Annotated in this window: 33 protein-coding genes and 6 pseudogenes; 28 read left to right on the top strand and 11 right to left on the bottom strand. The window is 39.4% G+C overall.

The window, feature by feature from the left end; all coding sequences use genetic code 11:
* Positions 1-10 precede the first annotated feature (10 nt).
* The 7 genes and pseudogenes from G4D76_RS04520 to G4D76_RS04490 all read left to right on the top strand — a co-directional run bounded on the left by G4D76_RS04520 (position 11) and on the right by G4D76_RS04490 (position 4,765).
* Positions 11-1,027: an LLM class flavin-dependent oxidoreductase gene (locus tag G4D76_RS04520; RefSeq protein ID WP_213810664.1), complete on the top strand. Its 1,017-nt coding sequence runs from the start codon at positions 11-13 to the stop codon at positions 1,025-1,027.
* Between the two features lie 72 nt (positions 1,028-1,099).
* The gene (locus G4D76_RS04515; RefSeq protein ID WP_213810663.1) at positions 1,100-1,372 is read left to right on the top strand and encodes a glycine cleavage system H family protein; all 273 of its coding nucleotides are present in this window, start codon (positions 1,100-1,102) and stop codon (positions 1,370-1,372) included.
* A gap of 88 nt (positions 1,373-1,460) precedes the next feature.
* A pseudogene (locus G4D76_RS16625) lies at positions 1,461-2,227 on the top strand (protein-ADP-ribose hydrolase).
* A gap of 16 nt (positions 2,228-2,243) precedes the next feature.
* Complete coding sequence (locus G4D76_RS04505) at positions 2,244-3,110, top strand: SIR2 family NAD-dependent protein deacylase (protein ID WP_026858717.1); 867 nt, start codon at positions 2,244-2,246, stop codon at positions 3,108-3,110.
* Between the two features lie 19 nt (positions 3,111-3,129).
* Positions 3,130-4,137 (top strand): annotated as a pseudogene (locus G4D76_RS04500) (lipoate--protein ligase); the annotation flags it as partial.
* Positions 4,138-4,261: 124 nt separating this feature from the next.
* On the top strand, positions 4,262-4,558 hold the full coding sequence (locus G4D76_RS04495; RefSeq protein WP_213810661.1) for a hypothetical protein: 297 nt from the start codon (positions 4,262-4,264) through the stop codon (positions 4,556-4,558).
* Between the two features lie 42 nt (positions 4,559-4,600).
* Positions 4,601-4,765, top strand: coding sequence for a hypothetical protein (locus G4D76_RS04490; RefSeq protein ID WP_213810660.1), 165 nt, complete (start codon positions 4,601-4,603; stop codon positions 4,763-4,765).
* A gap of 518 nt (positions 4,766-5,283) precedes the next feature.
* Here the strand turns inward: G4D76_RS04490 and G4D76_RS04485 are convergent.
* Positions 5,284-6,270 carry an NAD(P)/FAD-dependent oxidoreductase gene (locus G4D76_RS04485; RefSeq protein ID WP_213810659.1) on the bottom strand — a complete coding sequence of 329 codons (987 nt, stop codon included), beginning with the start codon at positions 6,268-6,270 and terminating at the stop codon, positions 5,284-5,286.
* A gap of 73 nt (positions 6,271-6,343) precedes the next feature.
* Between G4D76_RS04485 and G4D76_RS04480 the strand changes: the two genes are divergently transcribed.
* From G4D76_RS04480 to map, 3 genes and pseudogenes are all read left to right on the top strand, one after another.
* Positions 6,344-6,910, top strand: a complete 567-nt coding sequence (locus G4D76_RS04480; RefSeq protein WP_213810658.1) for a DUF3267 domain-containing protein — start codon at positions 6,344-6,346, stop codon at positions 6,908-6,910.
* Between the two features lie 50 nt (positions 6,911-6,960).
* Positions 6,961-8,030 (top strand): annotated as a pseudogene (dinB, locus tag G4D76_RS04475) (DNA polymerase IV).
* A gap of 50 nt (positions 8,031-8,080) precedes the next feature.
* Positions 8,081-8,836 carry a type I methionyl aminopeptidase gene (gene map, locus G4D76_RS04470; RefSeq protein ID WP_213810657.1) on the top strand — a complete coding sequence of 252 codons (756 nt, stop codon included), beginning with the start codon at positions 8,081-8,083 and terminating at the stop codon, positions 8,834-8,836.
* A 307-nt stretch (positions 8,837-9,143) separates the two neighbouring features.
* On the opposite strand, the gene G4D76_RS04465 is transcribed toward map, so the two are convergent.
* The 5 genes from G4D76_RS04465 to G4D76_RS04450 all read right to left on the bottom strand — a co-directional run bounded on the left by G4D76_RS04465 (position 9,144) and on the right by G4D76_RS04450 (position 11,596).
* Complete coding sequence (locus G4D76_RS04465) at positions 9,144-9,443, bottom strand: hypothetical protein (RefSeq protein ID WP_213810656.1); 300 nt, start codon at positions 9,441-9,443, stop codon at positions 9,144-9,146.
* Between the two features lie 186 nt (positions 9,444-9,629).
* A complete protein-coding gene (locus tag G4D76_RS04460) occupies positions 9,630-10,196 on the bottom strand; it encodes a beta-class carbonic anhydrase (RefSeq protein WP_213810655.1) in 567 nt (188 codons plus the stop codon).
* 1 nt (position 10,197) lies between these two features.
* Complete coding sequence (locus tag G4D76_RS04455) at positions 10,198-10,752, bottom strand: YihY/virulence factor BrkB family protein (protein ID WP_256440531.1); 555 nt, start codon at positions 10,750-10,752, stop codon at positions 10,198-10,200.
* Between the two features lie 65 nt (positions 10,753-10,817).
* Positions 10,818-11,225, bottom strand: coding sequence for a YihY/virulence factor BrkB family protein (locus tag G4D76_RS15805; protein WP_256440530.1), 408 nt, complete (start codon positions 11,223-11,225; stop codon positions 10,818-10,820).
* A gap of 53 nt (positions 11,226-11,278) precedes the next feature.
* Positions 11,279-11,596 carry a YtxH domain-containing protein gene (locus tag G4D76_RS04450; RefSeq protein WP_213810654.1) on the bottom strand — a complete coding sequence of 106 codons (318 nt, stop codon included), beginning with the start codon at positions 11,594-11,596 and terminating at the stop codon, positions 11,279-11,281.
* A 181-nt stretch (positions 11,597-11,777) separates the two neighbouring features.
* Between G4D76_RS04450 and G4D76_RS04445 the strand changes: the two genes are divergently transcribed.
* The 12 genes and pseudogenes from G4D76_RS04445 (at position 11,778) to G4D76_RS14600 (ending at position 17,321) form a co-directional block, all read left to right on the top strand.
* Positions 11,778-11,978, top strand: a complete 201-nt coding sequence (locus tag G4D76_RS04445; protein WP_026858729.1) for a DUF1128 family protein — start codon at positions 11,778-11,780, stop codon at positions 11,976-11,978.
* A 7-nt stretch (positions 11,979-11,985) separates the two neighbouring features.
* On the top strand, positions 11,986-13,215 hold the full coding sequence (locus G4D76_RS04440) for an aminopeptidase (RefSeq protein WP_026858730.1): 1,230 nt from the start codon (positions 11,986-11,988) through the stop codon (positions 13,213-13,215).
* Between the two features lie 84 nt (positions 13,216-13,299).
* Positions 13,300-13,455, top strand: coding sequence for a hypothetical protein (locus G4D76_RS04435; protein ID WP_169516111.1), 156 nt, complete (start codon positions 13,300-13,302; stop codon positions 13,453-13,455).
* Between the two features lie 58 nt (positions 13,456-13,513).
* Entirely contained in the window at positions 13,514-13,990 is a 477-nt protein-coding gene (locus G4D76_RS04430; protein WP_213810653.1) for an acyl-CoA thioesterase, read from the top strand.
* Positions 13,991-14,028: 38 nt separating this feature from the next.
* Positions 14,029-14,391: a regulatory protein RecX gene (locus tag G4D76_RS16345; RefSeq protein WP_213810652.1), complete on the top strand. Its 363-nt coding sequence runs from the start codon at positions 14,029-14,031 to the stop codon at positions 14,389-14,391.
* A 25-nt stretch (positions 14,392-14,416) separates the two neighbouring features.
* A complete protein-coding gene (locus G4D76_RS16340; protein ID WP_213810651.1) occupies positions 14,417-14,701 on the top strand; it encodes a hypothetical protein in 285 nt (94 codons plus the stop codon).
* Complete coding sequence (locus G4D76_RS16620) at positions 14,619-14,792, top strand: hypothetical protein (protein ID WP_371814581.1); 174 nt, start codon at positions 14,619-14,621, stop codon at positions 14,790-14,792. Before G4D76_RS16340 ends, G4D76_RS16620 begins: the two co-directional genes overlap by 83 nt.
* On the top strand, positions 14,785-15,111 hold the full coding sequence (locus G4D76_RS04415) for a DUF1811 family protein (RefSeq protein WP_026858733.1): 327 nt from the start codon (positions 14,785-14,787) through the stop codon (positions 15,109-15,111). Before G4D76_RS16620 ends, G4D76_RS04415 begins: the two co-directional genes overlap by 8 nt.
* The gene (locus tag G4D76_RS04410; protein ID WP_213810650.1) at positions 15,111-15,260 is read left to right on the top strand and encodes a hypothetical protein; all 150 of its coding nucleotides are present in this window, start codon (positions 15,111-15,113) and stop codon (positions 15,258-15,260) included. The genes G4D76_RS04415 and G4D76_RS04410 overlap by 1 nt, the downstream gene beginning before the upstream one ends.
* Positions 15,261-15,364: 104 nt before the next feature.
* Positions 15,365-16,596, top strand: a pseudogene (locus G4D76_RS04405) (hypothetical protein).
* A 10-nt stretch (positions 16,597-16,606) separates the two neighbouring features.
* Positions 16,607-17,071: a hypothetical protein gene (locus G4D76_RS14605; protein ID WP_250130191.1), complete on the top strand. Its 465-nt coding sequence runs from the start codon at positions 16,607-16,609 to the stop codon at positions 17,069-17,071.
* Positions 17,040-17,321: a hypothetical protein gene (locus G4D76_RS14600; protein WP_250130190.1), complete on the top strand. Its 282-nt coding sequence runs from the start codon at positions 17,040-17,042 to the stop codon at positions 17,319-17,321. The genes G4D76_RS14605 and G4D76_RS14600 overlap by 32 nt, the downstream gene beginning before the upstream one ends.
* Positions 17,322-17,378: 57 nt before the next feature.
* Here G4D76_RS14600 and G4D76_RS14595 read toward each other — a convergent pair whose 3' ends face one another.
* From G4D76_RS14595 to G4D76_RS14585, 3 genes are read right to left on the bottom strand one after another with little or no spacing between them, the layout of a single operon-like run.
* Complete coding sequence (locus G4D76_RS14595; RefSeq protein ID WP_250130189.1) at positions 17,379-17,600, bottom strand: hypothetical protein; 222 nt, start codon at positions 17,598-17,600, stop codon at positions 17,379-17,381.
* A gap of 17 nt (positions 17,601-17,617) precedes the next feature.
* On the bottom strand, positions 17,618-17,941 hold the full coding sequence (locus G4D76_RS14590) for a hypothetical protein (RefSeq protein WP_250130188.1): 324 nt from the start codon (positions 17,939-17,941) through the stop codon (positions 17,618-17,620).
* Entirely contained in the window at positions 17,898-18,353 is a 456-nt protein-coding gene (locus tag G4D76_RS14585) for a metal-dependent hydrolase (RefSeq protein WP_250130187.1), read from the bottom strand. The genes G4D76_RS14590 and G4D76_RS14585 overlap by 44 nt, the downstream gene beginning before the upstream one ends.
* Positions 18,354-18,418: 65 nt before the next feature.
* On the opposite strand from G4D76_RS14585, the gene G4D76_RS14580 reads away from it, so the two are divergent.
* The 6 genes and pseudogenes from G4D76_RS14580 to G4D76_RS04375 all read left to right on the top strand — a co-directional run bounded on the left by G4D76_RS14580 (position 18,419) and on the right by G4D76_RS04375 (position 22,446).
* Positions 18,419-18,850: an HhH-GPD family protein gene (locus tag G4D76_RS14580; protein ID WP_250130186.1), complete on the top strand. Its 432-nt coding sequence runs from the start codon at positions 18,419-18,421 to the stop codon at positions 18,848-18,850.
* 29 nt (positions 18,851-18,879) lie between these two features.
* Complete coding sequence (locus G4D76_RS14575) at positions 18,880-19,131, top strand: hypothetical protein (protein WP_250130185.1); 252 nt, start codon at positions 18,880-18,882, stop codon at positions 19,129-19,131.
* Entirely contained in the window at positions 19,128-19,370 is a 243-nt protein-coding gene (locus tag G4D76_RS14570; protein ID WP_250130184.1) for an NUDIX domain-containing protein, read from the top strand. Before G4D76_RS14575 ends, G4D76_RS14570 begins: the two co-directional genes overlap by 4 nt.
* Positions 19,371-19,505: 135 nt before the next feature.
* A pseudogene (locus G4D76_RS04385) lies at positions 19,506-20,039 on the top strand (DUF402 domain-containing protein).
* Positions 20,040-20,089: 50 nt separating this feature from the next.
* Positions 20,090-21,822: pseudogene (locus tag G4D76_RS04380) on the top strand (ABC transporter ATP-binding protein).
* A gap of 15 nt (positions 21,823-21,837) precedes the next feature.
* Positions 21,838-22,446 carry a DNA-3-methyladenine glycosylase gene (locus G4D76_RS04375; protein WP_213810648.1) on the top strand — a complete coding sequence of 203 codons (609 nt, stop codon included), beginning with the start codon at positions 21,838-21,840 and terminating at the stop codon, positions 22,444-22,446.
* Between the two features lie 29 nt (positions 22,447-22,475).
* Here G4D76_RS04375 and G4D76_RS14565 read toward each other — a convergent pair whose 3' ends face one another.
* Both G4D76_RS14565 and G4D76_RS14560 read right to left on the bottom strand, forming a co-directional pair.
* The gene (locus tag G4D76_RS14565; protein WP_250130183.1) at positions 22,476-23,186 is read right to left on the bottom strand and encodes a hypothetical protein; all 711 of its coding nucleotides are present in this window, start codon (positions 23,184-23,186) and stop codon (positions 22,476-22,478) included.
* A complete protein-coding gene (locus tag G4D76_RS14560) occupies positions 23,125-23,583 on the bottom strand; it encodes an FUSC family protein (protein ID WP_250130182.1) in 459 nt (152 codons plus the stop codon). The genes G4D76_RS14565 and G4D76_RS14560 overlap by 62 nt, the downstream gene beginning before the upstream one ends.
* Positions 23,584-23,585: the final 2 nt, after the last annotated feature.

Here is a 23,585-nt window from a genome sequence, read left to right as displayed (position 1 = left end):
ATATGTTCAGATGGTTAAATTAAACGTATTGGATTATGCCGTAATAGATGAAGGCGAGACGCCGCAAGAGGCCTTAAAAAATACTGTTAAGCTTGCACAGCAGGCAGAAAGTCTCGGTTTTCACCGCTTCTGGATGGCGGAACATCACGATGTGAATGCATTTGCCAGCAGCAGCCCTGAACTGATAATGATGCATATACTCGGAAAAACATCATCAATCAGACTTGGTTCCGGCGGCGTAATGATTCCGCATTACAGTCCGTTAAAAGTTGCGGAGAGCTTCAGGGTAATGGAAAGCTTATACCCCGGAAGAGTAGATCTTGGTATCGGGAATACGCTTGGGACCTCTGCTGTAAACAAATCGATGAACGAAATGCGTCCGAAAAAACAGCGTTACGAAGAAAATATCAGCGACATAAAAAAATACGTTACAGACACTGACGACGAGCTTCACCGTTTTAATGAAGTCACTGCGAATCCGACAGGCGAGACGAACCCGGAAATGTGGGTGATGAGTACGAGCGTCCGGACAGCGGAACTCGCTGCACGTCAGGGCATCGGTTTTACATTCGGATTGTTTCCGCACGCTTCAAAAGATAAGACAGCAGTAGGAAAAGAAGCTGCACGCATATACAGAGAAAAATTTGTACCATCACCGGTCATGCAGCAGCCGTTAGTAATGGTATCACCATTTGTCGTCGTCGCTGATACTAATGACGAGGCGGCATCACTCGCAAAAGCGCTCGACTTATGGCTTCTCGGCAAAATGAATTTCAGTGAATTTGAACGTTTTCCATCAGTTGAAACTGCAGAGAAATACACTTATACTGTAGAAGAACTTCAAAAGCTGTCGGCTAACCGTTCGCGCATGGTCGTCGGAGATGGACTAAGCGTAAAAAAACAGCTGGATACATTGGCAGAAACTTTCGGCGCTGATGAAATACTGCTGATACCGCTCATGCCGGGTGCTGCAAACAGACAGCGTGCGCTTGAATTAATATCATCGGAATTTCAATTAAAAAAATAGAAAGAAGGATAACAATGAAAAAAGTTGCTAAATTTATGGGTTGAAAAAAATGGCGAGGAGTACACGCTTATTATGACTCCGGAACTGCAGGACGATATTGGAACAGTAGGCTTTGTAGAATTTACAAAAGCTGGAGAAGTAGCTAAAAACGATTCACTGCTTGAATTAGAAGCTTCTAAAACAGTACTTGATTTAGCATCACCATTAGCAGGTAAAATTGTTGCTGTTAACGATAAGGCGACAGATGAGCCGACATTATTAAACTCGGCAAAAGCCGATGAGAGCTGGGTTGTTAAACTTACTGGTGTTGACGAAACTGAATTCAATGCGCTTGCGGATGCTTAATTAAAGCTAAATTATATTTATATTCAAAGGCTCGCATTCATATGTATTTACATAGGGTGTGAGCTTTTTTAGAATTGGGTGATAGTAAATGATGAGTCAGACAGACAGATTGCATTTTTTAATTTCTTATATGCAGCAGGAAAATAAGACAGAACAATCAGTACCCGATGACTTTGATGAGCGGTTTGAGGTATTCCGCGGTCTTGCCAACGAACGCCTGCGGTCAAAGTCAGCAGTGAATTTCTCGATGTGCAGGATGCATTTTTATCTGAATATAATACTGACGGTGTGACAGACTTAAATCTCTGACCTGTCTCAAAGCAGTTTTACATATGGCAGGGAGACATTACGACGCTGAAAATTGATGCAATCGTCAATGCAGCAAACGCTGAAATGCTCGGCTGCCTGATTCCGAACCATAACTGCATCGATAATATTATTCATACAAAGGCGGGTGCAGAGCTGCGTCTGGCATGTGCTGAATTAATGAAGAAACAAGGCAGAAAAGAAGCGGTTGGCAGAGCTAAAATTACTTCCGCCTACAACCTGCCTGCAGATTATGTAATTCATACAGTCGGACCGGTCGTCCAGAATGGTAAAGTATCATCGATGAAACAGGAGCTCTTAGCCAAATGCTACAGAAACTGTCTTCTACTTGCCGATAAAAACAATATTGAGGCAATTGCATTCTGCAGTATTTCAACAGGTGTATTCGGCTATCCGAAAGAAGCGGCTGCAGCAACTGCAGTGGACGCTGTAAAGCAGTATCTGGAGGAAACCGGGTCGGCAATCAGGGTAGTATTTAATGTTTTTGACACAGAAGATTTAAAAATCTATGAAAATCTTTTGACTTAAGAGAGGTTGTATATGCATGAAAGCTTGGAAGACGTTAGAACAAAACACTTCAGAAAGTGAACTGCTTGCGGGACTGCTCGATGAAGCAGATGCGGTTGTCGTCGGCATTGGTGCGGGAATGTCGGCAGCTGACGGTTTCACTTATATCGGAGAACGCTTTAAGAGCAACTTTCCAGATTTTATCGAAAAATATAACTGGTTTGATATGCTGCAGGCGAGTTTGTTTAAATTCCCGACACTGGAAGAGTACTGGGCATTTCAAAGCCGTTTTATAGTCCTGAATTATTTAGATCAGCCCGCAGGAAAAGTGTATATCGCATTGAAGAAAATGATTGAGAAAAAACCGTATCACGTCATTACGACAAATGCTGATAACGCCTTTTATGCGGCTGAATATAACATGGATAAAGTGCTGTATTACCAGGGTGAATATGTACGTATGCAGTGTTCGGCTTTTTGTCATGATGAAACATACCGCGATGATGAACTGATGCGTCAGATGGCTGAACAGCAGCAGAATATGGCAATACCGTCTAAACTTATTCCGTACTGTCCTCACTGTGGTGCACCGATGGAAAAAAATAAGCGCACAGCAGAAAAAGGTATGGTGGAAGACGCAAAATTTAACGCTCAAAGAAATGACTACAATGCATTCTTAAAAGAGCATAAAGAAGGTAAAGTTATTTACCTTGAAATCGGTGTTGGACATACCACGCCGCAATTTATAAAACATCCGTTCTGGCGTGAAACCCGGCAGAATGAAGATGCATTGCTTGTGACGATGAACCAGAAGTCCTACAGAATTCCGGAAGCTATTAAATCACGTACGGTTTTCTTAACAGATGATATTGGACAGACTATTTTAAACGCACATAAAATTTAACAGATAAAGGATGACTGAAATGTATTTAATCGAACCATTCCGTAATGGAGAATATATAACAGACGGTGCATATGCGCTTGCAATGCAGGTCTATGTTCAGGACAACATCTTTTTGGATGAAGGAATTATTTTCCCGTATCATTGTAAGCCGAAAGTAGAAATCGGACGCTTTCAAAATTCTGTTTCAGAAGTGAATCAGGATTACCTCGAAGAAAATGAAATTCTGCTCGTAAGACGAGATACCGGAGGCGGTGCAATTTTAGTAGATGACGGTGCTGTAAACGTATGCTTCTTAGTGTCTGAAGATACAGGGGTATACGGAGATTACAAGAAAATGTATGCACCGGTTATTAAAGCGCTGAACAATCTCGGTGTTAACAACGTTGAACAGAGCGGCAGAAATGATTTGATTATCGATGGTAAAAAAGTATCCGGCGGGGCGATGACAATGTCAAACGGCCGAATATACGGCGGGTTTTCACTGCTTTTAGATATTAACGTCGAAGCGATGGTTGCTGTACTTAATCCGAACCGTAAAAAGATTGAATCAAAAGGCATCAAATCTGTACAAAGTAGAGTAACAACATTGCGCGAACATCTTGCACCGGAATACAAGGATGTGACGACGGATGAATTTAAAGATTTAATTATTAAGGAATTTCTGTCTGTCGACGATGTAAATGAGGCAAAACGCTATGAGCTTACTGATAAAGACTGGGCAGAAATCGATAAGCTTGTTGAGGAGAAATATAAAAACTGGGATTGGAATTACGGTAAGACACCGCGTTATTCATATAACAGAGACGCGCGTTTATCAGCAGGAACAGTAGATATTTCTCTTGATATTGAAGCCGGCAGAATTGATCACTGTGCGATTTTTGGAGACTTTTTCGGACAGGGTGAGATTAAAGATGTCGAAGAAGCACTTAAAGGTACGAGAGTGGTCAGAGAAGACTTAAATGAAAAACTGAACTCACTTGATTTAAACCATTACTTTGGGAAATTGGAAGCTTCGGAATTGACGGATTTTTTTAAGTTAAATAAGAATAAATTATGCTGTTTTAGGGTATCTTCATTTATGAGGATACTCTTTTCAATATAAATTATGGTAAACTGTTAGAAATGCAGTATGTGTGACAGGAGGGTGTTTAGTGCAGCAGTTATATGCCAAAGTGATCGACGAAGAACAACATCAGGGTGTAACAATTATAGATAGTAATAACAATGTTGTCGGAGATGTTTTTGCGACGACGATATCAGGCTGTGATGAGAAGAATACTTATGGTTTTCAGCACGCTAATGGTACTGAAATTTTGCTCGGTCTTCAAAGAAGAAGATTTAAAGATTTAAACGTGGCAAAATATACAGTTGAACATATGGGTAAACGTTTTAAAAGAACGCAAGCTTCACAATTTTATGAACTTCAGAGCGGACGGCGTTGTACTTGAGACACCTTATATTTTGAAGATGACAAAGAGGTCACTTTAACGATGCACCGGGAAGAGAATTTAATCGGTTCGATGAATAATCATAAAATATTCGTAGACGATATTTCAGATATTGAAGCAGGACTTTTAATACTTATGTATTTTATGTTTAAGTTATATAAGCGGGAAGATTATCATATTGCCCGGATCCTGCATCGTAACTGGTAGTAAATGAGTATAAATTTTGTATAAATAATTTAAATATTGTAAAATTAAATAATGATTTAGTTGAGGAGGCAGTATAGTTAAGAATATTTTGTGTGGCGATTCCAGTCCTTGTTTTACTGCTGCCTCTATTTATGGATGCAGATGTGGTATGGATTTTAAATCCTTCTAACGTCGCTCGGAACGATTTTCGGGTATATTAACTACAAATACAGAAAAGATAAACTGTGGCTCGGCGTCTTGATTGTAAATGGTTTTATTCTTGTATTACTATATGCAATGATTAATTTTTCGTATAAAAAATGGCTGAGACAAAAGCTCAGAGAAGGTAATATGTTTAATGAAATATAGATAAAATCCGTACGTTAGACCTTGGGGAATAGCATCAGCGTAAGACTACAGGCTTACGCGATGCCCCAGGAATAACGTACGGATATTTATTAGAAACATTTATGTCCAGACTCTTTTTAATTTTGCGGTTCAATATAGCTGTAGTCCTGAAATCAAGTTCAGTAGGCAGGTTATTTAACAGACGCCACTTCATGTCCGACGAATGGACCGCTGTTCAATCCGGTTGAGCCCATGCCGTTAACGACGAAAGTATTATTAGCGACGTAGCCGATAAACGGCAAAAAGTCACGGGTATACGGTTTTAATCCGACACCCATTTCAGTAATTTCCACTTCTTCAGGTTTAAAGTATTTATACAGCTCATCCTGTAGATAATTATAACTTTCTTCAGTAGGAGCAGTATCAAATGAGTCCGTATCGATATGAGTCGTACCGATTACATACTCGTCGTTCTCCAGATGCACGATATAAGTCGGACCGAGTGCCATTACGACAGGGGACTGCAGATCTTTTTGATGCTTTAATTTAAAGTGCATTATTTCCGCACGCTGATGGGCGATTTCCGGTTTATATGCCTGTTCGGCGCCCCATGCACCGGTCGTGTATATTTTAAGCGTGTCATCATTGCCGCCGTCATAAGATTTATTTTCCCATATTCCGCCGTACTTGATAAATGCTTCTTTTAAGGCAGCAAGCAGTTTACGCCCTCTCACTTGACCGCCGCCCTCTACTATCAGTGCAGGGTATTCTGTTGTGAGTGACGGATGCAGCGCGGATAATTCATCTTTAGTCAGTTGTCTGACTTCACCGACATCCGGATTATCTATGGCTTTATCACTAATACGTTTCGTTGCTTTGTCAAAAATATTTTCTTTGAACAGACAGATTGCACCGCTGTTTTTATAGCCGGTTGACATGCCTGCTTCTTTTTCCAGCGTGCTGATAAACTCCGGATAATAATGAGCGCTTTTTGTGACGAGGCGGTACCATTTTTTATTGCGGCGCTGGCTGATCCATGGACAGACAATTCCTGCCGATGCGAAAGTTGCCTGGCCTTTATCGTTACGATCGTAAATCGTCACGCTGTTGCCGAGTTTGACGAGATGATAGCCGATTGAAGATCCGGCAAGACCACCGCCGATAATCGTTATATTCATTAAATCACTCCTGTGTTATGGCTGTTATAATTATGATATGTTAATTACAGACGAATAAGAAAGAGGCATGTACATGGACAAGCTGGAACTGAATATTTTTGAGAATAAATCTGCATTAAAGAGCATATCATGGATTCAAATACTGGTAATGATCGGCACGTTTATAGTGCTGTATTTACTTGAAGGATTTGTCATTCAGCCGACGGGCAGTGCACTTGTCGGCAGAGAACAATTTGGTATTGTCGGTGCAGTATTTTTCATTATCGCACTATTTTTTATTATTATCATCGTTCACGAGGCGATTCACGGTATCTTTTTTAAAGTTTTTAATCCCGAAGGTAAAGTGAACTACGGATTTAAAGCGGGGATGGCTTATGCAACATCACCGGGGACTATATATACGAGATGGCAGTTTTTTATCATTATCATTATGCCTTTTGTGATTATAACAGCAGTAATGGTGACTATGATGTTCATGCTGCCGAACCCGGCATATAAATATTACATCGCTCTGCATACAGGTGCGTGTGCAGGAGACTTCTACTATTTGTATCTGATACTAAAACACAAGCATCTGTCTTATGCTGTCGATACTGAAGTTGGCATGAGTCTTTACGAAACTAAGGAACAGACAATTTAATTTGTAGAACGTGTGTTCGTTATTTGGTATAATGAATGTGGGTGAAGACGATGGAAAAACGAATCATTCATATAGATATGGACGCATTTTATGCTCAGGTGGAGCAGTACGATAACCCTGAACTAAGAGGCAAACCTGTAATAGTGGGCGGACGCTCATTTAACAGAGGAGTCGTTGCGACTGCGAGCTATGAGGCTCGTAAATTTGGGGTGCATTCAGCGATGCCGACGAAAACTGCTCATAAACTGTGTCCAGACGGTATATTTGTCCATCCGCGTTTTGAACGGTATAAAAAATTTCAGCCCAGGTCAGGGAAATATTTTTGAGTTATACGGAACTGATAGAGCCGCTGAGCCTGGATGAAGCGTACCTTGATATTACAGAACTCGTCAGCAAAGAATCATCCTCAAGAGAAATTGCCTTATCCATTCAAAGTGATATTTTTGAAAAAACCGGGCTGACATCAAGTAGCGGGATTTCATATAATAAGTACCTTGCGAAAATTGCTTCAGGCATGAATAAACCGAAAGCGACGACTGTTATACATTACGATAATGTACTCGAGATTCTGCATGAACTGCCAATTGGGAAATTCCCGGGTGTCGGTAAGGTGACCGAGGAAAAAATGGTCGGCATGGGAATTAAAACAGGTAAAGATCTATATGATATAGCTAAAAATGATTTAATATTAAAGTTCGGTAAACGCGGTGAGAGTTTATATAATAAAGCGCGGGGCATCGGCACTAACGAATTGACCGTGCAGCGTGAACGGAAGTCTGTCGGTAAAGAAACGACATTCAACTATGACCGCAACGACGATAAAGAGATATTAGCTGTTCTTGAGAACCTGTCGAAGAAAGTCAGTATGAGACTTGATGATAAAGAACTTGCAGGCAGAGTAGTTACGGTGAAAATTAAAACCGGCGACTTCGAAGCACATTCGAAACAAATGATGACGCTGGATCCCGTATTTAAAGGGGAAGACATTTATCATTATGCTTACAATCTGTATCACGAAGTGAAAGAACAGGATGTGCCGATACGGTTAATCGGAGTGACAGTTTCAGCAATAGAGCAGCGCCTCTATAGAAATATGACCATATATGATTTTATAATGTAGCAAGTTTGTTATACTGTTTAAATAAGACTAAAAGTAAGAAGGTATAAATAATGATAGTAAAAACACAAGAAGAACTGAAAAAATTAGAAGAAATCGGCCAAATATGCGGTCGCGTATTAAAAGCGACAGTTGAACATGCGAAAGTAGGCATGACAACGAAAGAACTCGATGACTATGCAGGTAAACTGCTTGAAGAATACGGTGCAAAAAGTGCGCCAATAAGCGAGTATGACTTCCCGGGATACACATGTATCAGCATTAATGAAGAAGTGGCGCACGGAATTCCCGGTTCGCGTAAACTTAAAGACGGAGATATTGTTAACGTCGATGTATCTGCAGTAAAAGATGGATATTATTCAGATACGGGAATTTCATTTATCGCAGGGGAAAATGATGACCCGTTAAAACAAAAAGTTATTGATGTTACTGCAATGGCATTCGAAGAAGCGCTGAAGAAAATTAAGCCGGGTGCAAAAGTAAGCCAGATTGGCCGTGCAGTATTTAATACAGCACGTCAAAACGATTTGACAGTGATTAAAAACCTGACAGGCCACGGTGTAGGCACAAGCCTGCACGATCAGCCGCAGCATATTATGAATTACTATGACCCGACAGACAGAACAATCTTAAAAGAAGGAATGGTTATTGCAGTTGAACCATTTATCTCATCAAGAGCAACAATCGTTACAGACGGTAAAAACGATTGGGCATTTGAAACAAAAGACGGCAGCTACGTTGCGCAAAAAGAACACACAATTATGGTAACGAGCGAAGGCCCGAAACTGTTAACTAAAATTGAAGACTAATTTTAAATGAAAAGCCTGTGCATCCTTTGGATGTCCAGGCTTTTTTGTAGGTATTGTAGCGGTATCTCACCAATGAACGGGTTTCATGTCAGAGGTAACGGCTTATCTCACCAATGAACGGGCTTCATGTCAGAGGTAACGGCTTATCTCACCAATGAACGGGTTTCATGTCAGAGGTAACGGCTTATCTCACCAATGAGCGGGTTTCATATCAGAGGTAACGGATTATCTCACCAATGAGCGGGTTTCATGTCAGAGGTAACGGTTTATCTCACCAATGAACGGGTTTCATATCAGAGGTAACGGTTTATCTCACCAATTTAGTAATTACGAGTAAAGAAAAACAGTACTGAATGCGAAAACGATTAATGTAAATAACGATCGGAATTCCTGCTTTTATCGCCTTTTCTTTAGGGACCAGATTTTTATTTACAAAAAGTTCAATCGATAAAGTCATAAAGCTGAGTATTAAAGTGAGTGAGAAATGTAGCCCTACATTCTCTTTAAATGTATCTGTCATGGAAATTGAATTGATGAGAAAAGTTCCGAGTATTATTAATGTTAAAAAGTATTTAGTGATAAAGCTATCTTTTGGTGCGTTTTTCATGATTATGCCCCTTTAATTTTTATTAACAGTTCAGCAATATAAATTCTAACATTATTCCTTGTAGAGAGTATAATCAATATCACCCACCGGATACCTTCGCAAAATCCGCGACGTCGCCAGACAAGAAGAGTCATACTAAATTAACAAAAAAACGGACCCTAAAAGGGTCCGGTCTCAGAAAAAATATTATGCTTTATCATAGCCGTTAATCACAAGATCAACTTTTCCTGTTTCAGGGTCGATGATCATGCCATGCACGGGTACTGTTTTAGCCATCAATGGATGGTTCTTAACGTTATCGACTGTTTCTCTGACGCTTTCTTCGACGCTGTCGAATCCTTTAAGCCAGTTAGAGACTTCGATTCCTGAGTATTCAAGTGTTTCGAAGACTTCATCATTGATACCGCGGTTTTTCATTTCTTCAATAACCGGTTCCGGCTGGAGTGCGCCAAAGCCGCAGTCATGGTGTCCCATGATGTAGACTTCGTCCACGCCCAGTGCGTAAACTGCAACGAGCAGGCTGCGCATCGTACTTCCGTAAGGATGTGATACAACGGCACCGGCATTTTTAATTTGTTTGATGTCGCCATTTTTTAAGCCCAATGCTTTAATCGACAGCTCAGATAATCTCGTATCCATACAAGTTAAAAAAACTGCTTTTTTGTTTGGTGTCTTATCGGTTTTAAAAGCTTTGAATTCTTCATTTTTAACGAAAGCTTCATTTGCTTCGAGTAAATCTTCCAATAAAGTCATTTTAAACTGACACTTCCTCTTCATTACTTTGTGTTTGCTGTTCTTTCTCTATAGTGCGCTTGTATAAAATCGAGTTAATTTGCGCACCCAGAATTATTATAACACCAGTAATGTACAACCAGAAAATTAAAATGATTACACCGGCGATTGAACCGTATGTTGCTGAATAGTTACTGAAGTTAGATACGTAGAAACTGAATCCCCATGATGCAACGAGGAAAGCAACTGTCGTAAAGATCGTGCCCGGGATAACCGACTTAATTTTCAATTTAATATTTGGAGCAGTAATGTACATGATAAGGAATACAATGAATACGAGCAGTACTGGTAAAATACTTCTGACTAAGTTCCATACCAATGAGAACTGGTCGTCGAGTCCGATAACGCCGAACATTAAGTTACCGATTTGTTCACCGAATACGATGAGTACAAATGTCAGTATTACTGATAATGATAAAATAACTGTAAAGAATACTGACAATAATTTTGCTTTTACAAAGTTGCGGCTGTCTTCGACGTCATACGCGACGTTAAAGGCATTCATCAGTGCAGTCATACCGTTTGATGCTGACCACAGCGTTAAAATTAACCGATTGATAAAATACCGCCGCCGGGAGTTGCTTACACGTCGGTAATAATACCTTCCAGCAGTCCTGAAATTTCTGAAGGTGCATAATCCTGGATAAATCCTGTAATAAGATCCGGTTCAATTCTGAACAGCGGAACGATTGATAACAGGAAAATCAAGAGCGGGAATATCGCCAGCAGGAAATAGTATGCAAGTTGTGCGGCCATCCCTGTTGTGTTGTCATGTGAAAACCTGAATAACAGCCGTTTGAAAAAACCGGCATCTTCTTTCAGTTTTGCAGGTTTATTAATTTTGGAAACGTAAATATGTTCATCTGGTTTTTTGGCATCTTTTGATTTGAAATTAATCTTGTCGACGAACACATCGCCTTCACTATTCTCCTGCTCTTTTTCTTCTTTAATCTGATTCAAGAGTTTTGATGATGTTTCATTTTTGGTCATAATCTCACCTCGCCTAAAATAAAAGGACTATATTCAAATAGTCCTGTTTAATTTTAATTTAATTTTTTTTCGCGTTTTTCCTGGAAAGTATCCTTCGCGTCCATTACTGCACGTTCCAGCTCAGGGTTGTTGCGGCGGATTTCTTCTATAGTATCCTTCCAGAATAAAACTTCGTCTTTAATCATTTCTATTTTAGATGGTTCGCCTGACGGTTCATTGAAACGTTGTTTAAGATCATCAGGGTTCGTTGCGTAATGCTTTACGCTCTTAGTATTTGAAACTACAGAGTCGCGCGTGCCTTTATCGATTAATGCAATTAATCCGCCGACAGCGGCTCCAATTACTATAGCTGGTACTAATTTGTTTTTCATAACTGATTCTCCTTTAGATAGCTTTCTATTAAATATAACCTATATTTACTAAGTGTAAACTTTTTATCTAAAGAAATTAAGAGGAATAATAAAGAAAACAGTTTTTCTATACTTTTGTCAGATGATATATTTTTATTATAATTTGTTAAGATAGTTTATAAGGAATGGAAAGGGGACCATCATGGATAAAGAGCAGATTTTAAACGAAATTATACAAAAGTTAAATGTAGTAAATAAAGGTGTATTTAAAGCTGAGGATTACAGCGATGAAAAAATCAGTGAGTTAAATGATATTAAAGAATTACTGGATTCACGCAAGCAGATTTCTACAAGTGAACAGTCAGCTATAATCGAAGAACTATCAAAAATGAGAAAGCAGTGATCAGACGATGAATATTGAACAAAAATTATATAAATATGCCGAGCTCCTCGTCGATGTCGGTATTAACATTACAGATGGTAAAAGACTATACATCAGAGCAACAACGGACGCACTGCCACTCGTCAGACTCGTAACGAAGATTGCTTACGAAAGAGGCTCGAAAGAAGTTAAAGTTTCTCTCGGTGACGATACGATTTCAAGACTGAACGCCCAGTACAGAGACGAAGAGGAACTTTCTGTTGTTCATGACTTCCAGGTAGCGGAGCGTATGCACTACAGTGACGAGAAAGCAGGATTCCTGAGTATTATTTCAAGCTCACCGGAACTTTTAAAAGATGTTTCTCCTAAAAAACTGCAGGCAATGCAGATTGCAAACGGCCAGGCGTTTAAAGAATTTTCGAGCCGTACACAGAGTGATTTTCATTCGTGGTGTGTCGCAGGTTATCCTTCAGTAGAGTGGGCGCGTTTAGTGTACCCTGAACTTTCTGATGACGATGCGGTCAATGCACTGCTTGAGTTAGTACTTTACACGGTGCGTGTAGATGCAGAAAATCCGGTAGAAGCATGGATCGAACACGATAAAACTCTGCATGACAAAGTGGATTATTTAAACGCTAAGCAATTCACTGCATTACGTTACGAGGCACCAGGTACTGATTTAACGATCGGTCTGCCTGACAATCATTTATGGGCGGGTGCATCGAGCACTGACTCAAACGGCAACTCATTTATGGCAAACATGCCGACAGAAGAAGTTTTCACAGCGCCTGACAAGAACCGTGTTGACGGTTACGTAACAAACACCTTGCCGTTAAGCCACGGCGGTAATATTATCGATGACTTTAAACTGACGTTCAAAGACGGAGAAGTTGTTGAATATGAAGCTGCCAGAGGCTACGATATTCTGAAAAATATTATCGACACTGATGCCGGTGCTAAACGTCTTGGTGAAGTGGCACTTGTACCGTTTGACTCTCCAATTTCGAATAAGGGTATTTTATTCTACAATACGCTGTTTGATGAAAATGCGTCATGCCATATCGCACTCGGCAGTGCATATGCATTCTCTATCGATGGCGGTAAAGAGATGTCACGTGAAGAACTGGATCAAGCAGGACTAAACGATTCAATTACTCATGTCGACTTTATGATCGGTTCAGAGAAAATGAATATTTACGGTATTGATAAGGATGGAAATGAATCACCGGTATTTGCAGAAGGCAACTGGGCGTTTTAATAAAAATAAGCGTACAATTCATTTGAAAATATGATACAATTTAGGTAATTGTTATTATGGAAAATTCCGTTGAGGAGGATTTTTATGGGAAGCTGGCTAATGCTTTTAGTCGTATTATCTTTTGTATTTGCAATTCTCGGTTTTGCAGCGGTGCTTTATTACTTCCTGGCACAAGCGTTCCACAGTAAAGATGCACTTGTGATTGATACACCGGAAGAAGCGCTCGAGCGCAAAATATAAGAAATTTACTTAGAGGAGATGCATATCTCCTCTATTTTTATTATAAAGGGGAATATACATGAAAAAATTAATGTCCGAATCATATGCAGTGAAAACTGCCAACGTACTGCCGCCTGATTCAAATTCGCACGGGACGCTGTTCGGCGGAAGACTGCTGCAGTATGTAGATGATATTGCTGCAATCAGTGCACGCCGTCATTGCAGAGAAGCTGTAGTCACCGCTTCTATAGATTCTATGGACTTTCTCTTGCCGATAAACATCGGGGAAATTGTTATTCTTGAAGCAATGGTGACACATACCGGCCGCAGTTCTATGGAAGTAATGGTTAAAATATCAAAAGAAGATTTAACGAGAGAGTCCGGAAAAGAGCTCGCTGCTTTTTCATTTTTAACATTTGTTGCACTGGATGAAAATAATAAAACTGTTGAAGTCCCTAAAATTGAGCCGGATAATGAACGCCTGCAATGGCTGAGTGATACTGGCAAAGAGCGTGCTGAACGCCGTCTCGAAAGAAAGAACACAGCAAATCACTGAGTAACTTTTTCGCATCTGATTTATTGGAGTGAAGCTAGATGAAAATCAAACGTATTGTAAAACTGAAGAGGGAAATGTACGATGTCTTATTCGATGATGGACAGTCTATAAAAGTACACGAAGAATCCCTTGTGCGTTATGTACTGATTCCCGGAAAAGAACTGGACGAAGAAGAATTTAAACAAATTGTTCAAAATGTACAGTATGATCAGGCTTACGTAGCCGCGATTAAATATATCAGTTATAAAATCCGTTCGAACAAAGAGATGAACGATTATCTTAACGATGATTATGAAGAAAGAATTGTCAGTCAGACCATTCACCGTCTGCAGGATGAAGGGTATTTAAATGACGAGAACTATGCACGGTCGTTAAGAAATACAGTTCAACACGACAGATAAAGGACCAGGGCATTTGCAAAGAGAATTGAAGAAACATCAAATTCCAGAAATTATTATAGAAGAAGCGGATTCATTTGATGAGCTGATTGATGCTGAACGCATGAATAAATTAAAAGATAAATTTCTGAGAACTCATAGAGGTTCGTATGTGCAGTTCAAGCAAAAACTGAGAGAAAAATTAACACTGCGAGGATACAGCAGCCATCATTTTGAATTGATAGATTACGATGATGACTACGATGAGGATACTTATTTTGAGAAAGATTTTGAAAAATATTATAATAAGTACCAGAAAAAAAAGCGGATTTAAGCTTAAGCAGAAAATGATTGCGGCAATGATGGGCAAAGGTTACGCTTATGATAAAATCAGTGAAAAGTTAGGCGGAATGAACGATGGATGAAAATGTAAGTAAAATGACTCGCAAAGAGTTAAATCATTATATTCAAACGAAACGGGAAGCGATGAGACGTGCTGAAATGATGGGCGTTGAAAACGAATACCGGGTACTGGAACGCCAGGTACTTATTGCGGAATGCTATCTGATTGATCTGTCTCAAATTCAATACGGTAAGATTTATAAAGTTATCAGTCAGGAAGAACATTACTTTAAAGTGGAGTATATGAAAGGAATATTTGTCTGGGGCTTTTTCGTGAATGGTGATGAAAAAGAATCAGCTATTCCGGTGAGTATGCTGCAGCTGCCTAAACAGGTCAGATAATGAAAAATAACATCTTGTTAAAAGGGCTGGACTTATCTTATAGCAAAGAAGCACAAGGTTTTAAAAAACGCATGCTTGGCAATGCGGGCTCAATACAACTTAAAAATATTACATTCATTTATATGAAGGCGAAGTACTCGGACTCTTAAGTGATGCTGAGACTTTGTTCTATATTAAAGAAGTACTGTCAGGTACTTTAAATCCTGTCACGGGAAAAGTTAAAACACACGGCGGAATACTGAGTCTTGATGTGATGGATCATATTAATAACCCTTTCTCTTTGAGTTTCTTTATGGAAGAATTGCTGGAGGAATATAAGAGCGGCAAGGAGTTTCAGACTACGATTGAACTGCTGCATAATAAGCCGGTTATCCGTAATAATCTTAATAAGAAATTAAAGGATTTAAGCCGCAAGCAGCTGGCTCATATCCTGCTTGAAATCTCAGGTTTAATCGATGTTGAAGTAATTATCTATACAAATTTCCACGAACATCTTGAAGATTTAAACAAGTTCCGAAGTGTTGTGAACATGCACGAACAAAATAACAGGGGAGTTCTCCTTTTAGAAACATCGCTGGAACCGATAGAGAAAATGGCAAATTATTTTACATGGGTCAGCTACGGGCAAATCCGTTTTGAGGGCAGTGTGGAAAAGGGTGTCGAGAGCTACAATAAGTATCTTCGAGATAAAAGCATGGTCAAAAATATTGAACAGGAAGCGCTGTTTGACCTTGAATGGAAAAGACATGTTTATGAAGACGAGATGTACAGTGAAAACTTTAAGCGTCTCGGCAAGCAGCAGGCTTCAGTACTCGACAATATCAATATCCGTAAAATTATTGTGACACTTGTACTAGTATTCCTAATGGTGCTGTCGGCTCTCGTTATATTTATGAATATTTCATTTATTGGGGAATCACCGACATTTACAGAGGAGCAGCAAAACCTTAATGAAGAAGTGACATCAGAACGTCTATCATATGCATTTGTAGACAGAGACGGGCTTGAAATTGACGGCACAACGCTGCCGCAGTATACACTTCTTGAAGTGACAGCTGCTGATGAAGAAACATATACCGTAAATTACGGGGGTGCTGAAAAAACAGTGAACCGTAATGAAGTAATTTATTTCAATCCGGCAAGTTTGTATGCAGAAGAAGACTTTATGAACCTGCTTCAATATGCGAGTCCGGTCATTCAGAATAACTATCTGTTTTACTCAAACTATTTAAACGGTGACCGGGCTTTCCTCGAAGAGAATATTACATTTGATGTTCTCGATGAGAATCACGGCAGCGTGGCAGGCATTCCAATTACGTACCATTTTTCAGGAGATACTGTATTCTCCATGGAATTTGAAGGTGCTGAAAATATAAGATTACCGAAGATTTAAATCTGACTGGTGAAGTGACTATTTTCAGAGTAGATGAAGGATTTATGATTTACGACAGTGTTCAGAATAACTGGAATTATTTGAGAAGGTAGGTGCGCGGATATGAATTACAGAGTTAAATACTTGCTTAGACGCGTATTTAGACAGGCGGACAGGTTTACGCTCTTAAATTTAACGCCTGTGCTCATTTATATTGGGGGACTTGTGCTGCTTTTCATCGGTTTTATGACTGCCGAAGACAGTACGATGGTCCGGGTGCTGTACGGAACAGTCGGCTTTATGGCTGCGGTATGGATATTCAGTATGGTAATTCTGAATAAGAATGAAGCGTACGTTAAAGATTCTATTTTAAAAGTAAATTATATACCGCTGTATTTACGAATACTGCCGACGATGATTTACCAGACAATTATGTTTATGATTTTTATAACGATGTACAGTGCCTTTACAGCATTGTTCGTCGATAACTGGATGATGAATATACTCTCTTCTGTATTATATACTGCTCGGGGTTATTCTTGTAATTCCATTTACGATGCTGTTCTTAGGCGTATCGCTGCACATTAATACAAGTAAAATTAATCCGCTGCTGTTTGTTATTGTGATTTTAATCGTTCCGGTATTTTATTTGCCGGAGCAGCTGCCAAATGCAGTGGAAAGTATTTTCAGTCTGAATCCATTTTATTATGTGATTAACGGATTGCAGAATAATTCAATTCATCAGGCATGGTCTGTAAACCGTCTGCCTTATGACGTACTCTACATTACACAGGTTGCTATTCTTATTTATGGATGTTCGAAGCGTATAACAAAATGAAAATTCAATTATATAATGAAAAAAACAGCATGCCTGAATCTTAGGCATGCTGTCATTTTAATTACTGGCTAATTTTTGCTGCAGTTTAGTTTCTGAATACACCCATCCGGTGTAACTCGACTGGACTTCGTAATCATCTTTATCAAGATGCATAATGCAGACGAAAGGGTAATGTCCATCTTTTAAATATCTGAGATCGATATATCTGACTTCCACGGTATCCTCGCTTAATTCTTTAATTTCATACCGGTATATTGAAGAGAAGAATGTGAAGGACATAAAGTTTTCATCATATTTTACTGCTTCGAATAATTCTCCTTCAAGCGGTCCAATCTTATCAAAGCGGTCGTAAATACAATCTGGCCTTTAAAAGTACGGCCGACATAATAAGCATCTTCTGCAACAACTACAACGCGCCATTCATTAAAGCGGATTGTCGGCAGACAGAACACGCGGGTAATTTCATCATTCGGCAGACGTTTTTTAATCTTATCAATTAAATATTTTTGGTAAATATAGCGCGCAATGTAGTAAAGAATCAGTACAGCATATAATATAATGAATAGTGTAACCGGGTTAAAGCCGAAACCACAAGATAAAGTATATGATATGCATAACAATCATTGGAATATCGATAGTATTTATAAACCCGAGCTGCAGCCAGGTATGATTGAACGGCCGTAGCGCCTGGGTGCCGTACGCATTAAATATATCCGAAAATACGTGAAGTGACACCGCAAACAGCGACCATAAATACATATTGATGAATGGCAGACCGAAAAGCAGACTGCTTAATACAGCGAGTAAGAGCGGCCAGATAAAAAGAGTAAAGGGCAGAGAGTGTGTGATTCCTCTGTGATTTTTAATATATACAGCATTATTTTTCATTTTTAAGACAGTATCGAGGTCTGGAATAAGAGAAGCACCGACTACTGTCGTAATAAATCCGGCAGAAACCGGGTCTACTGCAGGGTCGATGTGGGCGAGACCGACAATCGCACCACCCATTAATGTATGTGTTAATGTATCCATGATATCACTCCGTTTCAATACGGCATTTTTATTTATAAATATATTTTAAAAAGGTGAGTTTTTAAATGTTTAAAAGACCGGTATTTAATAATACATTACTTAATTGGTATCAGGCAAATAAAAGAGAACTGCCGTGGAGGGAGACTTCAGACCCCTTTAAAATATGGCTCAGCGAAGTCATGCTTCAGCAAACCCAAGTCATTACTGTTATACCCTATTTCGAGAAATTTATAACAAAATACGAGAACCTCGATGCGTTGGCAGATGCAGATGAACAGGCTCTGTTAAAAGACTGGGAAGGGCTCGGCTATTACAACAGAATCCGCAATTTTCAGCATGCAGTAAAAGAAGTGCAGGAGAAATATGATTCAAAAGTACCGAGTCGTCCGGAAGAGTTTTTTAAGTTGAAAGGTGTCGGTCCCTATATCGGCGGCGCAGTGCAGAGTATTGCTTTTAACAATCAGCTTGCTGCTGTCGACGGTAACGTGCTCCGTTAATATCGAGGCTGAACCGCGACGGCAGGGATATGACTAAAGCAAGTGTGCAGAAAGATGTAAAACACTTTATCGAAAAAGATATGCCCCTTGAAGCAGGGGACTTTAACCAGGCTTTAATGGAAATCGGATCGACAATATGTACACCTCGTACTCCGAAATGTGTTATCTGTCCGGTTAAAGAACATTGTGAAGCGCTGAAAGCCAACGAAGTGATGCAGTATCCGCTGAAAAAGAAACAGAAAACGAAAAAGGAATACTACTATAATGTCTACTTATTTTGAATGACAAAGATGAAATTCTCCTCATTAAGCAGGAGGATGACTTATTAAAAGGAATGTATGAGCTGCCGAGATTTGATGTGGATACTTCACTCGAATCAATTGAGGAAAAATACAATTTGCAGCTCACCAGGCCGGGAGCACCGATCGGTGATCATAAACACGTATTTACGCATAAAATATGGTTTATGGAGGTTATATTGTTTATACAGCGAATGAGCACGAGAATTTTATCCCCTTAGAGACGTTAAAAAACTTCCGATGAGTATTGCAATGCAGAAGATGCTTTTTTAATGCGAGCCCGATTCAAAACTGTTTTTAATAATAATGCTGTTATGCTATACTGTTTACGTAAATATAAAGGTGGTGGCAGTATTATGGTGATGGAATCCATCCCAAAAGAGGGAAGCAAGATGAGGATTCAAAGCTATAAGCATGATGGTAAAATCCACCGGGTATGGAGTGAAACGACGATTCTAAAAGGTACGGATCACGTCGTGATTGGTAATAATCGTACGCTTGTTACAGAAAGCGACGGGCGAAAATGGGTTACGCGTGAACCTGCAATCGTTTATTTCCACAAAGATTTTTGGTTTAATGTCATTTGCATGTTCAGAGATGACGGAGTTTATTATTACTGCAACTTATCTTCACCATATGCCTGCGATGAAGAAGGTATTAAATATATCGACTACGACCTGGATATAAAAGTATATCCGGACGGCAAGTATCATCTGCTGGATGAAGACGAGTATAAAGTGCACCGCAGTAAAATGAATTATCCCGAGAGTATTGATGCGATATTAAAAACATCAGGTCGATGAACTTCAGCAGTGGATTGAACAAAAAAAGGACCATTCGCTCCAGATTTTATAAAGGTATGGCACCATCGTTTTAATAATGAACATTAACCAATCGACGAAACGTTGATTGGTTTTACTAATTTTTTGGAGGAACATAAATGATCAGACGTTATATGAAATTTGTTAAGCCGTATTACGGTATTATCGGCTTAACATTTTGATCGGCATACTTAAATTTGGTATTCCGCTTCTTATTCCGTTACTCGTTGCATATGCTATAGACGGAATAATTCTTGCTGATGGATTGGCATACGATGAACGGAAGGATGCTTGTTCAGGTACTGCTTGTTTTTGCAGTAGTATTCGTAGTTGTAAGGCCCCCTGTAGAATTCTTCAGGCAATATTTAGCCCAGCGCACAAGTAATAAAATTCTATACGATATCAGAAAGAAATTATATGGACACTTGCAGATGCTGAGTGCCAAATTTTATTCAAATAATAAAGTAGGGGAAGTTATCTCACGTGTAATTAACGACGTAGAGCAGACTAAAGACTTTATTATGACCGGCCTTATGAACGTCTGGCTGGACCTCGTTACTATTATCATCGCTCTGATTATAATGTTTAACTTAAACGTTGAATTGGCTTTCGTTTCAATGTTAATTTTCCCGTTTTATATTTTTGGTGTGTGGTTTTTCTTCGGCAGACTGAGAGCGAAAACAAGAAACCGTTCGCAGGCGCTTGCTGAAGTACAAGGTTTTCTGCATGAAAGAGTGCAGGGGATTAACGTTGTAAAAAGCTTTGCGATTGAAGACCATGAAGAAGAAAGATTCGATAAAAAAATAATAACTTCTTAACAAAAGCACTGGATCATTCACGCTGGACAGCCTACAGTTTTATGGTAGTTAATACGATTACTGATATCGGTCCGTTGCTGGTAATTGGTTATGGTACATTCCTTGTACTGAATGAAAACTTAACTGTTGGTGTACTTGCGGCATTCGTAGCATATCTGGAAAGATTATATGGTCCGCTCAGAAGATTAGTATCTTCATCAACTGCACTGACTCAGAGTATTGCCTCAATGGACAGAGTGTTTGGACTTTTTGATGTGCCTTACGATGTTAAAGATGAAGAAGGTGCTCAGCCGATTAAAGATGTTAAAGGTCATCTGCAAATCAACAACGTTTCATTTAAATATGATGAAAATGATAATGATATTCTGAAGAATATTAATCTGGATATCGCGGTCGGAGAGACAGTTGCATTTGTCGGAATGAGCGGGGGCGGTAAATCGTCACTCGTGTCGTTAATTCCAAGATTTTACGATGTCACGGCCGGCAGCATTAAAATCGACGGTCAGGATATTAGAGATGTTACAGTCCGTTCATTAAGAGATAACCTCGGTATTGTGATGCAGGATAATATTCTGTTTTCAGATTCTATAAAAGAAAATATCCTCCTTGCTAAGCCGGATGCAACAGAAGAGGAAGTTCTTCTGGCTGCTCAGCGTGCCAATGCACATGAATTTATCATAAATTTAGAAGAAGGCTATGACACGATGGTCGGTGAACGCGGTGTGAAATTGTCGGGTGGACAAAAACAGCGTATTGCCATTGCACGTGTATTCCTTAAAAATCCGCCGATTCTAATTCTGGATGAAGCGACAAGTGCACTGGATCTTGAAAGTGAAAGCATTATTCAGGATACTTTAGATAAGCTGTCATCTGACAGAACGACACTGGTTGTTGCACACAGACTGTCAACTGTCACTCATGCTGATAAAATTGTCGTTATTGAAAACGGCCAGATTTCAGAAGCGGGCACACATACTGAACTGATGAAGCGACAAGGTGCTTATAAAAACTTATACGATATTCAAGGTTTATAAAGGACTGACTTTTAAATGAATTATTTAGATATAGACTTTTTAAGCGATAATACACTAAAAGCTGCCAGGCAGCTCCTCGGTACAGAAGTTGTCACAACGATCGATGGTGAAATAACAAGCGGTTATATTACTGAAGTCGAAGCGTATCTCGGTTTAAACGATAAAGCAGCACATACTTTTAACGGGAAGATAACGAAAAAGAATGCAATGATGTTTGAACCGTACGGTCACATATACGTGTACACAATGCACGGACATAACTGTATGAACTTTGTGACGACGTCAGATCGTCCGGAAGGAATACTGATTCGGGGAATTGAGCCGCATCAGGGTATTGAAGTTATGAAGAACAGACGCGGTAAAGATACTGATTTAACGACCGGACCTGGCAAGCTGACTAAAGCGCTGGGTATTACGAGATCGGAACATAACGGTACGAATATTAACGGAGAAATACTTCATGTGCTCGCAGGGAAAACCCCTGCAGTAATTGAAGAGACTAAACGCATTGGCATCGATAATAAAGAAGAAGCTGTCGATTACTTATACAGATTTATCGTTAAAGGCAATCCTTATATAAGTAAATTTAAAGGGAAAGCTGATATTAATAATGGATGGCAATAAAAAAACTGCGGGGAGTTCCCCGCAGTTTTTTATATATCTAAAGTTTCATCCTGTATATCAATTTTATTCTTCTCGGTATGATAACTGAAGAAACTGTTGGCCAGTCTGTCAACGCGGTCAACCGAGCGTGAGTATTCATGCAGTGATGTAATAATCTCCAGAATGTTTTCAAAGCGGAGTTTATCTTCTCCATCAGTCAGCTGTGAGTACTCTTTAAGAAAATGCTCCATTAAGCTCATTTCATAATAGTGCGAGCCTTCGACATAAAGATTTGATGTTTCAGGCTTAATTTTTTCAGTGAATTTCATAAACACCTGCTCGTGATAAGCCATCATTTCATCCATTTCAATACGGATATGATATTTCAAATCATCCGGCAGATGCTTGTAGTCATTTTCGTAACGGTTAATACGCTTAAGCAGATTGTATGCTTGTCTTGTCGAAGCAATTAAATGCTTGAACAGGACTTTACGTCTGTGATCGCCAAAACGCTGTTTTTTAAACAAATTGCGTTCTTCTTTATACCATGAATACATGGTTTCCAGTTTTGTAACACGTTTTTGAAGCTGCTCCAGGTCTTTTTTGACATTTTGTGATTCAGTGACTGAGTTCAGTTCGAGACGCATCCATTTGAAAATGTCATTCGCGATATTAAAACAGTTATGATACATTTTCGTTTCATAACGCGGCGGTATAAAGACCAGATTGACAAGCAGTGATACGAGAACACCAATCATCAAGCGAGAAACGCGTGCCTGCAATAATCAGGAAATCAGTTGTGCCGAGATCAGTGCCAAAAGGCACATCCATTATTGCAATGACGGTAATGACTGCAAGTGTTGACACACTTTGTAATTTAAAGAATAAAAGCATTGCGAGCACTAATATTACAGTCAGTCCGATAATCAGCACGTTGCTGCCAAAGAGCAGCACCATGATAATTGCTGAAATGGCCCCGATTGTATTACCTCTGAATTGGTTCCATGTTGTTTCAAGAGAACGGTATACATTAGGCTGCAATGCATTAACCGCAGCAATTCCGGCGATAAGTGCCGGTGTTAAGCCAATTTGGTTTGTAATTAAGAAAGTTAAGACAACGGCTATACCCGTTTTTAATACTCTAGCACCAAAACGCATGG

Origin of the sequence: Jeotgalicoccus sp. WY2 (assembly GCF_018437745.1) — a bacterium.
In the GTDB taxonomy this organism is placed as follows: Bacteria; Bacillota; Bacilli; order Staphylococcales; family Salinicoccaceae; genus Jeotgalicoccus; species Jeotgalicoccus psychrophilus.
This window is presented reverse-complemented; position numbering and strand designations above follow the sequence as displayed.